Source organism: Granulicatella sp. zg-84, assembly GCF_010892375.1.
GTDB lineage: Bacteria > Bacillota > Bacilli > Lactobacillales > Aerococcaceae > WM01.
Genome location: NZ_WNJX01000021.1, coordinates 1 through 15,324 on the forward strand (window position 1 = coordinate 1; position 15,324 = coordinate 15,324).

General features: G+C 33.3%; 7 protein-coding genes and 3 pseudogenes. 6 read left to right on the forward strand and 4 right to left on the reverse strand.

Features of this window, described 5'->3' with window-relative positions:
• From GMA06_RS05820 to GMA06_RS05835, 4 genes are all read right to left on the reverse strand, one after another.
• The coding region (locus GMA06_RS05820; RefSeq protein WP_163562007.1) for a DUF1542 domain-containing protein at positions 1-2,653 on the reverse strand (2,653 nt) is incomplete at its 3' end.
• 497 nt (positions 2,654-3,150) lie between these two features.
• Positions 3,151-5,892, reverse strand: coding sequence for a Rib/alpha-like domain-containing protein (locus tag GMA06_RS05825; protein ID WP_163562008.1), 2,742 nt, complete (start codon positions 5,890-5,892; stop codon positions 3,151-3,153).
• A gap of 368 nt (positions 5,893-6,260) precedes the next feature.
• Positions 6,261-9,272, reverse strand: coding sequence for a YSIRK-type signal peptide-containing protein (locus GMA06_RS05830; protein ID WP_163562013.1), 3,012 nt, complete (start codon positions 9,270-9,272; stop codon positions 6,261-6,263).
• A 308-nt stretch (positions 9,273-9,580) separates the two neighbouring features.
• Complete coding sequence (locus GMA06_RS05835; protein ID WP_163562009.1) at positions 9,581-10,198, reverse strand: recombinase family protein; 618 nt, start codon at positions 10,196-10,198, stop codon at positions 9,581-9,583.
• 961 nt (positions 10,199-11,159) lie between these two features.
• On the opposite strand from GMA06_RS05835, the gene mobC reads away from it, so the two are divergent.
• From mobC to GMA06_RS05855, 6 genes and pseudogenes are all read left to right on the forward strand, one after another.
• On the forward strand, positions 11,160-11,510 hold the full coding sequence (mobC, locus tag GMA06_RS05840; protein ID WP_163562010.1) for a plasmid mobilization relaxosome protein MobC: 351 nt from the start codon (positions 11,160-11,162) through the stop codon (positions 11,508-11,510).
• 5 nt (positions 11,511-11,515) lie between these two features.
• Positions 11,516-11,850: pseudogene (locus GMA06_RS05845) on the forward strand (relaxase/mobilization nuclease domain-containing protein); the annotation flags it as partial.
• A 500-nt stretch (positions 11,851-12,350) separates the two neighbouring features.
• Positions 12,351-12,908, forward strand: coding sequence for a reverse transcriptase domain-containing protein (locus GMA06_RS08585; RefSeq protein WP_275896932.1), 558 nt, complete (start codon positions 12,351-12,353; stop codon positions 12,906-12,908).
• 11 nt (positions 12,909-12,919) lie between these two features.
• Positions 12,920-13,015, forward strand: a pseudogene (locus tag GMA06_RS08590) (hypothetical protein); the annotation flags it as partial.
• Between the two features lie 18 nt (positions 13,016-13,033).
• Positions 13,034-14,227 (forward strand): reverse transcriptase/maturase family protein, encoded by a 1,194-nt coding sequence (locus GMA06_RS08510; RefSeq protein WP_240328849.1) that lies wholly within the window; start codon positions 13,034-13,036, stop codon positions 14,225-14,227.
• Positions 14,228-14,329: 102 nt separating this feature from the next.
• Positions 14,330-15,321, forward strand: a pseudogene (locus tag GMA06_RS05855) (relaxase/mobilization nuclease domain-containing protein); the annotation flags it as partial.
• Between the last annotated feature and the right edge of the window lie 3 nt (positions 15,322-15,324).

Below are 15,324 nucleotides of genomic sequence, written 5' to 3' on the forward strand. Positions count from 1 at the left end.
CCCCTGCTTCTTTTGCACTTTCGATGGCTGCTGTGTTTGTTGCTTTATCGATTTCGCCTTTTGCTGCGTCAGCTGCTTCTTGTGCTTTTTGTTTTGCTGCTTGTCTTTCTGCCGGTGTTAGGTCATTGTTGGCATCAAGTTGTGTGTCTCTTGCGTCTTTGGCTGTATCGATGGCTTCTTTGGCTTCTGCTTTGGCTTTCGGTAAGTCTAGTGACGCTACGCCGTCTGCTTTGGCTTTTTCAAGTCCTGCTTCGTCTGCTTGATCGATGGCTGCCTTCGCTGCTTCTGCTGCTTTTTCTAGTTCAGCTTTAGCTGCTTCTTTGTCTTTTAGACTAGAGTTGTCGATGTCTCTTGCTTTCTCGGCTTTTGCCTCATCGATGGCTTTTTTAGCGTCTGCTTTGGCTGATACGACTGGTGAAGAGGAAATGGCTGTTTCCCCTGCTTCTTTTGCACTTTCGATGGCTGCTGTGTTTGTTGCTTTATCGATTTCGCCTTTTGCTGCGTCAGCTGCTTCTTGTGCTTTTTGTTTTGCTGCTTGTCTTTCTGCCGGTGTTAGGTCATTGTTGGCATCAAGTTGTGTGTCTCTTGCGTCTTTGGCTGTATTTATTGCACCTATAGCTTCTGCTCTTGTTTTTTCTAATTCAATAGCTTCTAGTCCACTATTTTTTGCATTGTTTATTGCATTATCATCTGTTGCATTTCCAATCACTCTTGATGCTACTTCTATTGCTTTTGTTATTTTTCCTTTTGCTTTTGTTTTTTCTTCTTGTGATAGATTGTTATTATCATCAATTGTTCTATTTGCTTTTTCTTGTTGTTGTGCTAAAGCACTTACTGCTGCTTCCTTATCTAATAGATTTAAAGTTACAGTTATAGTTTTAGATACACCAGAGTTAAAATCATCACTCTCATTATTTATTGTAGCTAAAATTCTAATAGTATTGCCTTTTCCTTTTATTTTACTAATAGTTTCAACTGACTCACCTTGAGAATTTCGTATTTCTTCTACTGTAAAGCTAATATCATTTGTTTTATCGAATTTATCAGTAGGAGCTTTAATATATCCCAAAATCATTTCCTCAAATTCAACTTTGTTAGTAGATTCTTTACCAATATTTAAAGTTATATTCTCTGGTGCATAAACAGTTCTTAGTCTAAATGGTTTACTAACATCTAGTCCTGTACCACTTTCAATTCTCCCATTAGTTATTTTAATAACTTTAGTGTAATTATCAAATGTATTTTTTGAACTTGAAGTTAAAACACTTCCTTCTTTTAAAACAAACTCTTTAGCGCTATTCAACTCTTCAATAAGGCGAGTATTTCCACTGTAAAATGCTTGTTCATGATTTTTAGTACCAATATCATTTTCAGCTATATAAATTTTAGGGACATTACCTGTTGGTGTTGTGATTACAATATCTTTGTCTGTTGGTGTATCTTTCCACATGATTACATCTTTTGGAGTTCCCGTAGTGGTTCTTTCTGTTGGTGCTGAATTTGATGAATCTGGTTGTGGATTTGTTGTTCTTACAACAGGTTTAAACCATGCACGAGCATAATTGTTTGATACTGGTTGCTTAGACTTCATCCCAGCTACAAAAGCAAGATCGTCTATACTTCTTACGCTATTGTCCACTGTAGCTGTATAGTAAAGATAGTACTCCTTATTACCTTCTGCTACTTCAAATGAAAAAATTGCTCCTGTTCTAGCTCTGATAGAATCGTACATATCTTTTACATCACCTTTTAGATTTCCATCATTTACATGCCATCCAATTACATCTCGCCAACGCTCATCAAAGCTATCTATTCGACCACCTATAGAATTACCAATTCTAGGTGTATAAGTTCTAGTGCCTCCTTTTTCATCACCAACTCTTGCTCCTCTTACCCAATCTCCAATTATATTTCCATCTACCCATCCAGTAAAATTACTTTCAGTACCGAAATTAATACTTGTAATACGGGTAACTTCTTTCGGAATTGACACGTAATAGAATGGTTCTTTCCATCTATCATGATGTGAATTAAATACTACTCTTACATTAATTGTATGGCTACTAGGATTAAACGAAAGAACTTCAAACTTAGCAGCATTAATCGCTATATTACCATCATTTCCTTCTTTACTATTCCATCCATAGCCTCCTATTAATCCAGATATAGGTCCTCCATTACGAAAGTTTGTTCTTTCAATAAGTGATAGGTTCTTTCTGTTGTAGTCTTGAAAGTTTTTAGACAAACTCAAGGATTTTTGTTGTTCAAGTGATAGACTTGCTACTATTTCATCTGTAAGGTTTAATTGTTCAAAGTCTTCAATAGTACATGCCTTGATTTCTTTTGGTGTCATTCTTTTAAAGTCTTCTAAGGTTATTGTTTTTTCTTTTTCTACTTTTTCAGAAACTACTGGTTTTATTTCTGAAGTTTGACTGTCATATAATTTTACATCTGAAGACATCTCTACGACTTCTTTTTTAAATGAGCCAGCGCTCGTCTCTGATACTACTTCTGTTACAAGGGCAGATTTAACAGTATCAAGTGTATTCGCCAATACTTGCGGTGGCATTATCAAAAAAGAACCTAAAAATACAGATCCTACACCTACCTTAAATTTCCGAATAGAAAATCGATCTTTTTGCTTATAAAACATTTATTTTTCTCCTTTTTTTAACATTTAGCACATTTTAATTTTAAATCCGTTCAAAAAATTAGGATTTTTGGAACAAGTGAGGTATACTTAGGAAAGCATAATTGCGATTTTAATAATTCTTAAGAAATAAGGATTTTTGGATACGTTTTTATAGAATAGATAATTAATTATTTGCTGTTTTTCATGAATATTGGTAATTCCAAAAGTCCTAGTATTTTGTACAACTTCTTTAATTTTTTCTTTTGCCGAGTTGTAAAATAAAGTGCAAAAGCAAAATAGTGTTATAAAAAGGCTTTAATTTAAGAGAAAATTGCCTTTTTGTCTACATGAAATTAGGGTTGGTGGCTTATGCCATCAACCCTAAAAATTATACAGCCATAAAAAATATACTTCTAATCTAGTGGTAGCTAAATACTTTGTTTTCATTTTTCATAAATAACGATACAGTCACTATGTGCGTCTTACCTAACATAATATTTTCGACTACTATTCTATTTTTAATCTTCTGTTTTTTTAGAATATATACTAATTGTTATACCCATAACAAATAATACAACACCCATGATTGAAATAGACGAAAATATAGTCCCCGTATGCGGTAAGTACTTATCATTTTTTAAAACTTTATTATTAAACAATCCATTGCCGATATATGACAAATACTCTCTCTTTGTATTGACTGATTTAATGTCTAAATTTGTATCTACCTCACTATTCCCTAAACTAATATTTTCTGACCTTATACTATTTATATCTAAAATAGAAGTTATATCTAGTTTTTCGAAATCTTTTGTACACTCATTTAACTCTAATATATTTGTTTCTTCCATTTTAATCTCTTTACTTAACGTATCATTTTTATCTATTTCAGAAACATTTTCATCTATGTATGTCACATTATTTATTAAATCTTCATGACCTTCATTATCACTTAGTTTATTTTCTCCAATTGAGTCTCTTTGTGTTTCTGGCTGAATTTGATCATGTTCATTTTCAACATTCTCTTTTATCTCCAATGAAGTACCTTCATTCCTCTCTATTGCATTCGGATTTACAGGATTGCTTCCTTTTTCTTTTTCTTCAACGTCTGGGAAACCATCTCCATCTGTATCTACTGTGTTTGGTGTAGAAGTCGCATCGTTTGGATTGCTTCCTTTTTCTTTTTCTTCAACGTCTGGGAAACCATCTCCATCTGTATCTACTGTGTTTGGTGTAGAAGTCGCATCGTTTGGATTGCTTCCTTTTTCTTTTTCTTCAACGTCTGGGAAACCATCTCCATCTGTATCTACTGTGTTTGGTGTAGAAGTCGCATCGTTTGGATGACTTACATCTGTTGGATTCGTAGAATCCACAATCATCACAGCTACCTCAATGAATGCTTTTGAACGGTCTGGATATTCCACAATCAATGTTACTATTTTCTTACCTACTGTCCTCGTATCTGGCAAATGTTGTAAATCCCAATATAAATATGTCTCGGACTTAGGTAACTCATCCCTATTCTTCAACATATTCTCTGAATTTGGCAAACTAAATGGCATTAAAGCATTTACTGGTAACACAATCCTTTCATCTTTCACCATTGGACGATACCGTACTGAATCATCATCTTTTGTGGTGAATTTCAAATGATATAACCACTCATCTTGATACCCCGTTCCCGACAAACTACCTTTATTCCCATTCACAAAACCACTAAATTCTTTAGAAATTCGCTCTTCAAAATAACTTCTTGACCCATGTCCTTCTTGGGTTTTACCAACATTAATAGCATGTTTAAAATTGCCAACTAAAGAAATAACGCCGTCATTAGACACCTTATAATGCGTGACCACTCCGTCTTTTGCCAGCTTATCTCCTTTTTCTGCTAACTGATTTAAATATCGATTAAATAGATTTCCTGCAATTTTCGGCGCATTAAAGGTATATCCTTTTCTAATCCATGAATATTTTCTATCGTATGCTTCAATCATAGCACGTTGTGTTAGATAACCTCCTAAAGAATGACCAGTAATATAAAGATTATTCACTTTTTTCTCACGGTTTAATCTTTCTAACAGTTTAACAACAGAATCTGCTTGACTAGGATTTGTTTTAAACAGAATACTCGCATCATTTTGGACATCTTTAAAACCTGCTGTTCCTCTAATTGCAAGTACCTGAATATGCGAATTATCAATATACGAATCTGGAACAGAACCGTATTTTTTTGCATCAAATCTCGTTTCAAAAAGCACTGCATCAAATCCATTTGACTCATGATACGTTTCTTTCACATACCAAAATGGTGCAAGTTCCTTATGCATGATATCATATTCTAATCGATCCTTATAACGGTCTACTGAGTAAAGAGTTGGATCTAATACTTTTTTGATATAATCATCATCTCGATACACCAATTCCATAAATAACACTGTTTCTCTAGGAGAGATCGTCTCCCATTTTCGTGGATTCGTGTGCTTATTATTTACTTCATCTCCATCTAGCCAACCATCACCGTCTGTATCTGCTAATTTTGGGTGACTATTGTATCCATAGTACTTCTTATCGTTCAGAGTATAGATATAAATTTCTTCTTTATTGATTAAACCATCTTTATCATCGTCCATATCTGGATCTAATGGTGGTTGTTGATATAAAGTACGATCAACAATTTCCCCCTCCAACGTAATAACTCCTCGAGAAATATTTAAAGCATATTCATTTGTCAATGCTTCTTTTTTTGCATCAAGAATATTAGAACTTCTAAATCCTGTATTAACTGTACGGTCACTCGTTACCGAGATATTTTTTGAATTGTCTATTTTTTCTTCAACTAATTGAATTTTATCTTTCTCCCCAGAAATAGAAAATTCTTCCTTTTCATCTGCCTTTGCTTTCAAGACAATCAAAGTAGTTTCTTTACTTATTTTGTCTAATTTATTAATATCTTCTGTTTCATCACTAGATATACTCTTTTCCCCTACTGTTGATTTTTCTACCGTACTTTCTGAATCATCCTTATCCGTAAGAGTAGACATATCTTCTTTTATTTTGTCTAAGACGGATACAGACGATTCATTTACCACACTGTTCATCTGCTGTTTGGAAGTATATTGAATTTCCTTAGCTTTTGCCTCACTTATTCCAAAACAGAACATTATTCCTATAGCAAAACTAACCGTTCCTATACACAATTTTCGAATAGAAAATTGCTGTTTCAAAGTATACCAATTATATTGTTTCTTTCTATTTTTCATACTTAATCTTCTCTCCTGTTTTCTGCTTAGGTACTCCATCACAATTTACTTTATACAGTATTCAATAAACAGATGTCTATATTATGGTTGTCTTCATCCTAATTTAAACAAAACGATTATTTTAAAAAGAGAGAAGATCGCAATCTTCTCTCCTCATGTGCCTAGACCACATGACAATATCTAATTACTGTTGTGTTTTAACCCTCTGGGAATGTCTCCAATAACGTCTGCGACATACCGAACTACAAAATACTGTGCGTCTATCTAACGTTCCTTCAATGGTTTTAATTTCTTTACCACATCTTTTACAAGTAAATACTCTACTATGATAAAGTATACTTGTTCCAGGCTCTTTCATACTATCCATGCTATTCTTCATCTTTTTTATATTTACTTAATAAACCAGATAATCCAAGTGTTATAAATCCAACAAATAATCCCAGATGATTTGTCGCTTCTCCTGTGTGTGGTAATTGGTTTTCAGATTTAGATACTGTATCTTCCAGTTCATTTGGAACATTAACATTTTCCGATTTATCTTTTGAACCAACACCTATATTACCACTTTGTTTATAACGTTTTGGATGACTATCTTTATCAAACGGATCTGTACCATTCTCTAACTCCTCACGGTTTGTGAAACCATCATGATCAGAATCTTCATCAAGATTTAGAACTGGTTTATCTGGTGTCACCAATCCTACGCCTATTTCATGATGTCCTTTATGTGGCTTGCTGTTTGGTGTAGAAGTCGCATCGTTTGGATTGCTTCCTTTTTCTTTTTCTTCAACGTCTGGGAAACCATCTCCATCTGTATCTACTGTGTTTGGTGTAGAAGTCGCATCGTTTGGATTGCTTCCTTTTTCTTTTTCTTCAACGTCTGGGAAACCATCTCCATCTGTATCTACTGTGTTTGGTGTAGAAGTCGCATCGTTTGGATTGCTTCCTTTTTCTTTTTCTTCAACGTCTGGGAAACCATCTCCATCTGTATCTACTGGCTCTGGATAATTAACGATTACTGTTACAATCTTATCCTGACCACTTGGTGTTGTAAGTTTCACATACACTTTATTATTTTTACCAGAAGTTGGTAAAGCAGTCGTTTCCATCGCAGTATCCACATCATCTGAATTTACAATGACAGCTTTAATGCTTTCTTGTTTAACATCAAAAGCAACCTTTCCGTCTACTTCCATTAACTTCCCTTTATATGTTTCAAACACTTTATTCTTAATCTCTTCAGCTGTAACTTGCTCACCTTCTGTTTTATCAATAGGTGTTGTCGGATTTGTCACTACTAAAGCCGCAATTTTGAAACGATCTGAAATTGCTGCTCTATTTGAATCTCTCGTTCCAGCTACAGCACGAAGTGTATACTGTGACATTCCTTGTGTACTTTCCACACCTCTAACAAGACTCCCTTTTTTGAACGTTACTTGACGATTATCCTGTGAAAAGACAGATGTTACTGTATCTCCTTGAGCATACGTTTGTACTCTGCTTACATCACCGCCGCCATTTGTCAAATGCGCTTCCGTTATAACAGTACCATCTACACCTTGAATATTCCCTGTTGTGAAGTCATTGTTTGTTACTGTATCTGCCCATACATAATAGTTGCTAAATTCTGTTGCAGTCACTTTTTGTGGATAGTTCACTGTTACAGTGACTACTTTTTGATGACCAGACGGCAATGTCAAACGTACTTTAACTTTATTATTTTGTGCCTCAGGTAACTCTGACAGATTATTTTTATCAACAAGTTCTCCTGTCGGTGTTCTCACTTCAATAATCTCTTTGGTTACTTTACTCCAATCAACATCACTTCCACCTCTTTGATAAGTAGCTTGAACAGCTCCATAAATATCATTTTCTGCAGTAGGTTGACCAGATTGTTTCGTAATGGTTGTATCCGTTGCATGTACAGCACTAATTCTTATAGGTGAACTAACTGCTGGAGTTTTTCCATTCTTATCTACACGAACACGCACAGTATAACCAGAAGTATGTGTATTATCTCTTCCCAAAATAACACTACCAGCATCTAAAACAACATCTTTTTCTTTTAATTTTGTATTTATTGTATCTCCTAAAGCTGGATTTGTAACTTCATCAATCGTATCTTGGCTATTTGTTATCAATCTTGCTGACGTTGGATACCCTTCTGTATGCCCAATTACTATCGGTTTTGTAAGAGGTTCATCTGACCAAACTGTTCCTGATTGTCCATTTACTTCAAGTGGAACAGGAATACGCATATAGGCACGTGCAAAGTTTTGAGAATTTTGATAACTCTTAAAACCAATCATCATTGGTAGTTCTGAGATATCTCTAATAGGTTCTTTTAATATAGCTCTATATTCAAAAACATGTTTAAATTTTCCTACTCCTCCTCTAAACACCAAAATACCAGCAGTCTCTTTTTTAATATCTTCCCCCATTCTACGTTCTGCATCAGATGTATACTTGCCCATCTGCCATCCAATTAAATCATACCAACGACGATCCAAATTATCTTTATAATATCCTTGACCACCATTTTTGCTCGAATAACTTCTGAAATCGCTACCAGTCCTATTCTCTGATATCCACTCTGAAACAGGGTTATCTCCAGCATAACCTTGTGCTGTCTCTTTATATCGACCTCCTGTTAGAGGTTCTGAAGTCAGTGTATCAATTCCTATAATGCGTTCTACTTTTTCAGGAATAGTCAGATAATATAAAGGATTCGCCCATGCATCTTCATGTGGATTAAATTGTACAGTAACTTTAATTTCTCTACCGCCTTTTAATAATTCAAATTTTGTGTCAACAGAATTATGTGCGACATTACCTTCTCCACGAGTCCATTCATATTCGGAATTTGAAGGTTCACCATTAGGATTTATGATAAACCCACCGTCTCGAAAACTCGCACCCTCAGGTAACTTTTCTGCTAAACGAACCGTTACAGTTTTGTCAATAACATAAACTTTATCTTTATACGTTACAGATACTGTACCATCACTACCTACTGTTACCATCTCCGCTCTCAGTTGCGGATTCGCTTTTAAAACACGTTTTAAAACACGCTCTTTATCATTAGCACTTAAATTGGTAATATCAGCTACAGCAATCTGTTCTGGATCTTGGATAATCTCCTTTTCCTCTGATAATACTACTTTATTTAATATTTCATTGTCATCTACAACAGATGGAGCATTTCCATGTTCAGTTTTTGAAGGTTCAAAAGCATTTGCTTGACTATTTGAAAAAGCAAGTGGAACACTTAAAATAAATGAACCCAAAAACACCGAAAAGACACCCACTTTATACTTACGAATCGAATATCTTTGTTGTCGTTTGAAAAACATTGTATTTTCCTTTCTTATCTTAATCATTCATGAATACGGGTAGTTATTTAAATATCCCTATCCACATTATTGACAGCTTTTCTTGATTGTGATATGAAACAATAAAAATGACAGATGAATCACTACTCTCATTCTCCTTTCTTTCACCTTTTATTTTCGGATATTTTATACTTGTCCAAATATCAGGACTTTATGTACAAATATGTTAAAATAAAAGAAGCTTGAATTAAGATTGTGATTTTTCCAATGAATATAGGACTTTTAGAGCCATTATGCATCAAAAAACAACCAATTTATCATTTTGAAATTGGTTTGTTTAGTGCGTTCCAAAAGTCCTAGTATTTTGTACAACTTTTTTGATTTTTTCTAAGTATTAACCAGTTATAACACGTTGTTTTAGCCACTCCTAAAAGTTGAGCTGCCTCTCGAGTATTTAATTTATTTAAATTCCACTGTTGATAAACATCTTCAAAATTAGCTGGCAACTCTTTTTTTGGTCGCCCAAATTGAACACCTTTTTTCTTTGCTTCTATAATTCCCTCTTTTTGCCTTTGAAGCATATTTTCACGTTCTACTTGAGCAATATAAGATAATATTTGTAGTACTAAATCAGAAATGAATCGACCTGTTATATTATTATCAAAAGATGATTTCGTATTTAATAATTCTAAGTCAATAACCCGAATATCTACCTCTTTTTCTCTCACTAAATAGCGCCACTGTTCAAGAATCTCATCATAATTTCTTCCTAAACGATCAATCGATTTAATCACAATTTCATCTCCTTTTTTTACACGTTTTATCATACGTTTGTAAGCTACTCGATTGAAATCTCTCCCTGACATTTTATCAATATAAATCTGTTTTTTTGCAATCCCTTCTTTGTACATAGCTGTTAACTGACGATCAATGTTTTGTTCCTTTGTCGACACACGAATATACCCGTATTTCATAGTTAGTCCTCCTATTGTTTTTTTACTATTATCTCAAAGTAAAAATAAGATAAAAGAATAAAAAACGAAAATAAACGGATACTATAAAAATCCTGTTTCATCACGACATCAATGTAATAACAAAAGACAATTAAATTTATCTATTTTTATGTTTAGAGTTACTGTTTTTATAAAGGCACGGTTTTATTATTTAGTACATTCTCATTCAAAAACGATACATTAATAAGCTTTGTTTAGCTAACATTTTAAGTTGGTGTCCTCAAATATTAGAAAAGTTTTCTTTAAACACACGCACGTTATCTGATAAAAAATTATTGGATTTATGTTTCTATTTAAATATCCCTATATTTGAAAAAAAGAAACAAAATATGCACCAGTATTGTTGTAGAAGTAAAATTCAGTTTCTATACAGAAAAAAGAAAACATAACGAGTATTCTTATGGATACAATGAATAGTATACCCATATCTTTCATTTAAAAAGATATGTTGCGAATAAATATACTGATTTAGTTGCAAAATAGTTTGGTAGAAAAGTTATCGAAATATAGTTTTATAAAATGTTTATGCATTTTTGTATAAAAACAATTTTCAAAAACAGATATTTATTATCTTTTCATTTTGAAAATATACAAAATATTGTATAAATAAACAGAATACTTTATTTCATAAGAAATAATAGTGTTTAAAACACAAATTACAATAGTAAGTTAGCCACCTCAGAAAGTTTCGTAAATTTTCAAATCAATTAACTAAATTTTCATTTTTGTGCTATACTGTCTTAAAAGAATTAAATTGATGCTTAATGCTTGCTATCCAAATCATTCTTTTGTAGCAAGCACAGTAAGTGTACGGACAAAATTGATGAAGCAGACCTTCGGGAACTGCTTCTTTTTTTATCAATTTTTAGCTTGTTAGGGAGAACCCTAAGACCCCGAAATACATCTAAAGGAGGAACTATTTATGGCAAATAGAATACGAAATGAAAGACTTGAAATTAAACTAACAAAAGAAGAAAAGGCTCTTTTTGAGGAGAAAAGAAAACTTGCTAAGTGCAGAAATATGAGCCATTTTATACGCAAATGTGGTTTGGAAAAGGAGATTTATCAAGTAGATTTAGAACCTTTCCGAGATTTACAAGGTTTACTTTCCAATAGTACAAACAACATCAATCAGATTGCCAAGCGAGTAAATTCGACCGGTGTAATCTACAAAGAGGACATCGATGATATAAAAAATGCGATTGAACATTTCTCAAAAGAGCTATGGCAAATTCATTCACTGCTGCTTAACAGGACTTCCGGAGGTGATTAGTTTTTATGGCTATTACAAAAATACACCCAATAAAATCGACCCTTAATCTTGCTATCGAGTACATTGTAAATGGAGATAAAACAGACGAGCAGCTTTTAATCAGCACTCATAAATGCCACGAATCAACTGCTCACACTCAGTTTTTAAGGACACGAAATGATGCAGGAACAAAAGAACTGTTCTTGCAAGACATTTAATTCAATCTTTTCTTCCTGATGAAGTTAGTCCTGAACTTGCACACAAAATTGGAAAAGAATTATGTAATAAATTACTAAAAGATAACTATGAATATATTCTTACTACTCACATTGATCGTGGACATATTCATAATCATATTATATGTGCGTCCATAAGGTACGAAGTAAATCCATTTTAGCAAAATGGTAGAATAGTAGTTTTAATATCTAGGGTCAATAACTAACTTAGAGGAGAAATCCAAAGAGGACAATAGCACGTTATTAAAGTCATAAGTTGGATAGATATCATTCCACAGCTGAATGGCGAGACCTAAAGTTGATATGAGGATAAAATCTAAACTGATTGAATGCCAGTCCGAGGAACATTTGTGGTGGTCATAACGAAAGATATCTATATACGTTATGTTGAGTGTACCTATGTAGTGAAAATGAATGCATTAGGCAAAACTTTACACTCAATCCGCTTGCATAAGCATGAAAGGACGAAAAGCATATCCGACAATCAACGCTTGCTTTTTACTTCGATACTAAATGGAGATTACCTAAGTCAGAAAGCGAAAAAAATGCTATGGTTTTAAGAACCTGAATATCTGATATGGTAACGGAGCCTTCGTAGTAATCCGAGAGAGATAATGACTCTTACATGGTGAAGGAAGGCAGTTTATTCATTCAATTCAGAGGAAAGGAAGGTGCGAGAGGCACTATGAGAAATCCCAACAATGTATTGATTAGTTTGAGAAAACATTCAAAAGAAGAAAACTACACTTACAAAAGATTGTATCGTAACCTTTACAATACAGACCTATTCTTGCAAGCATACCAAAATATTTATGCTAACACAGGAAATATGACTAAAGGTGTAGATAATCAAACAATAAGTGCAATGAGCTTAGAAAGAATTAACAAAATCATTGATTCACTAAAAGATGAAAGTTACTCACCCACACCAACAAAAAGAGTATATATTCCAAAGAAAAACGGAAAATTAAGACCATTAGGCATACCAAGCATTGACGATAAATTAGTACAGGAAGTATGTAGAATGTTATTAAATTCTATCTATGATGAAAGCTTTGAGGACACATCTCATGGCTTTAGAGATAATAGAAGTTGTCATACCGCTTTAAGACAAATTCAAAATAGATTCGTAAGATGTAATGGTTCGTTGAAGGAGACATTAAAGGTTTCTTTGACAATATAGACCATAACATTATGATAGACATTCTATCCAAGCGTATTGACGATGAAAGATTCCTAAGATTAATAAGAAAGTTTCTTAAAGCTGGATACATGGAACAAAACCAATATCACAACACCTACAGTGGAATGCCACAAGGGTCAATAATAAGTCCCATACTTTCAAATATTTACTTGGATAAGTTTGACAAGTATATGCAAAATTACAAGGAAAGCTTTGATAAAGGTAATAAAAGAAAGCAAAATAAGGAATATAAAGCTCTCTATGATAGAAGAAAAAGACTTGAAAATAAGTTAAGCAAGACAACCAATAAAATTGAAATAGATGATATTAAATCAGAAATTGAAGAGATAAACAAAAGATATTTCAATATACCTTGCTTAAATCCTATGGATGAAAACTTCAAGAGAATACAATATGTTAGATATGCTGATGATTTCATTATTGGCATTATCGGTTCTAAGGCAGATGCTGAAAAGGTAAAACAAGACATTGGTCAATTTATCAAATCAGAATTAAACCTCGAACTATCTGATGAAAAAACGCTAGTAACAAAATCAACAGATAGAGCCAAGTTCCTAGGTTTTGATATCAGAGTAACTCCTGGAAGTAATCATACAAAGAGGACAAAAGCAGGTATAAAAGCAAGAAACTTTGGTGGTCATGTAAGACTTGAGCTATCAACTTCAACAATACAAAATAAGCTAGCAGAGCTTGGAGCATTAAGAATTAAAAATCTAAATGGAAAAGAAGTATGGTTTCCTAAAGAAAGAACTGAGCTAATATCAAGAACAAACTTAAGTATATTAGACCAATATAACGGAGAAATCAGAGGATTCTGCAACTACTACAGAATCGCAAATAATTCTTCAAAGCTCCATAAGTTTAGATACATTATGGAATATAGTCTGTATAAAACATTGGCTTGCAAATATAGGACAAAGGTAACGGATATTATAACTAGATACCGCACTGATAAAGATTTTGGTATAAGTTATACAGATAAAAATGGTAATAACAAAACTCGTTTACTTTGGAAAGACAGCTTGGCTAGAAAAGAATTTCCCCAATGTGATAATGCTGATGTGATTCATAAGCAAAAATTCTATCTTAAGAAACCAACGCTAGGTTTAAGATTAAAAAATAATAAGTGTGAATGGTGCGGGAAAGAAACTAATAATCTAAAAGTGTATCAAGTAAAAAAGCTTAAAGACTTAACTGATGAATATGCTTGGCATGTTTTTATGAAAAGCATTAATAGAAAAACTCTAGTAATTTGTAATGAATGTTTTGAAAAAATTAATAACTCAAATGAAGAATAAATGGAAAGCCGTATACATCGAGAGGTGTACGTACGGTTTGGGGGCGAGTATCTAAAAACCTACATTAGAAATAATGCAAGGCGTTGGATGCTTAGCCTACTTAATAATGTAAATATGGTAACAGGTAGGTGCTACCAGTCTAATAAAAAAAGCTACCATAAAATCCGTTATCAAAGCGATAGGCTATGCAAAGAAAATAACCTATCCGTCATTGACGAGTTTTACGAAAGCTATAAAAAAAATATAAGACTAACAGCAAGTCTTGGTATGAAAACGAACAGGCAAAGCGTGGTACTTCTTGGAAAAGCAGTCTTCAATTTGACATTGACAGAATGATAAAACAGTCTAAGGATTGAGATGAGTTTCTAAAAAAGATGGCTGATCTTGACTATGAAATTAAGTATAGCAAACACATTGCTTTTAAGCCGAAAGATAAGCCAAGATTTACAAGAACTAAAACAATCGGAGAAGATTATACTGAAGAAAGATTAAAAGAACGCATCGCAGAAAGAGTATCTATTAAAACTCCTGCTGTCAAAAAACACATCGGCAAGGTTATTGATATGAACACCAATATAAAAGTAAAAGAAAGCAAAGGCTATGAATATTGGGCAACCAAACATAACCTTAATACAATGGCTGAGTCTGTCATCTATATCAGAGAACATGGCATTAAATCCGTTAAACAGCTTGATGAGTATATCCAACAAGCAGCCGACAAAAGACAAAATATACAAGAAAAAATCAAGGCTATTGATAAGAAAATGCAGGAGCTTTCTGTAATTATGGAGCAAGTTCACATTGTCAAAAAATATAGGGAACACTATAAAATATATAAGGCTAATCCATCTGATAAGGCTTTTTTTGAAGAATACAAAGCTCAGATTACACTATATGAAAATGCCCTTTCAGAGCTTAAAAAATCATATTCCAAGTTGCCAAATTCTAAGGGTATTTTAGATAGACTTGATAAATTACAAGAAAAAAAGAATACCCTTATGCAAGAGTATTCTTCGTCAAAATCTACTATGAACGAGCTTTACAAGATACGAAAAAATTATGGAATTTATATGGGTAAGGAGATGGAGAGATAGGCT

Excerpts from the sequence above, each read along its gene's own strand:
- GMA06_RS05825 (WP_163562008.1), bottom strand. The coding sequence starts at position 5,892 with ATGAAAAATAGAAAGAAACAATATAATTGGTATACTTTGAAACAGCAA.
- GMA06_RS05830 (WP_163562013.1), bottom strand. The coding sequence starts at position 9,272 with ATGATTAAGATAAGAAAGGAAAATACAATGTTTTTCAAACGACAACAA.
- GMA06_RS05835 (WP_163562009.1), bottom strand. The coding sequence starts at position 10,198 with ATGAAATACGGGTATATTCGTGTGTCGACAAAGGAACAAAACATTGAT.
- mobC (WP_163562010.1), top strand. The coding sequence starts at position 11,160 with ATGGCAAATAGAATACGAAATGAAAGACTTGAAATTAAACTAACAAAA.
- GMA06_RS08585 (WP_275896932.1), top strand. The coding sequence starts at position 12,351 with ATGGTGAAGGAAGGCAGTTTATTCATTCAATTCAGAGGAAAGGAAGGT.
- GMA06_RS08510 (WP_240328849.1), top strand. The coding sequence starts at position 13,034 with ATGCCACAAGGGTCAATAATAAGTCCCATACTTTCAAATATTTACTTG.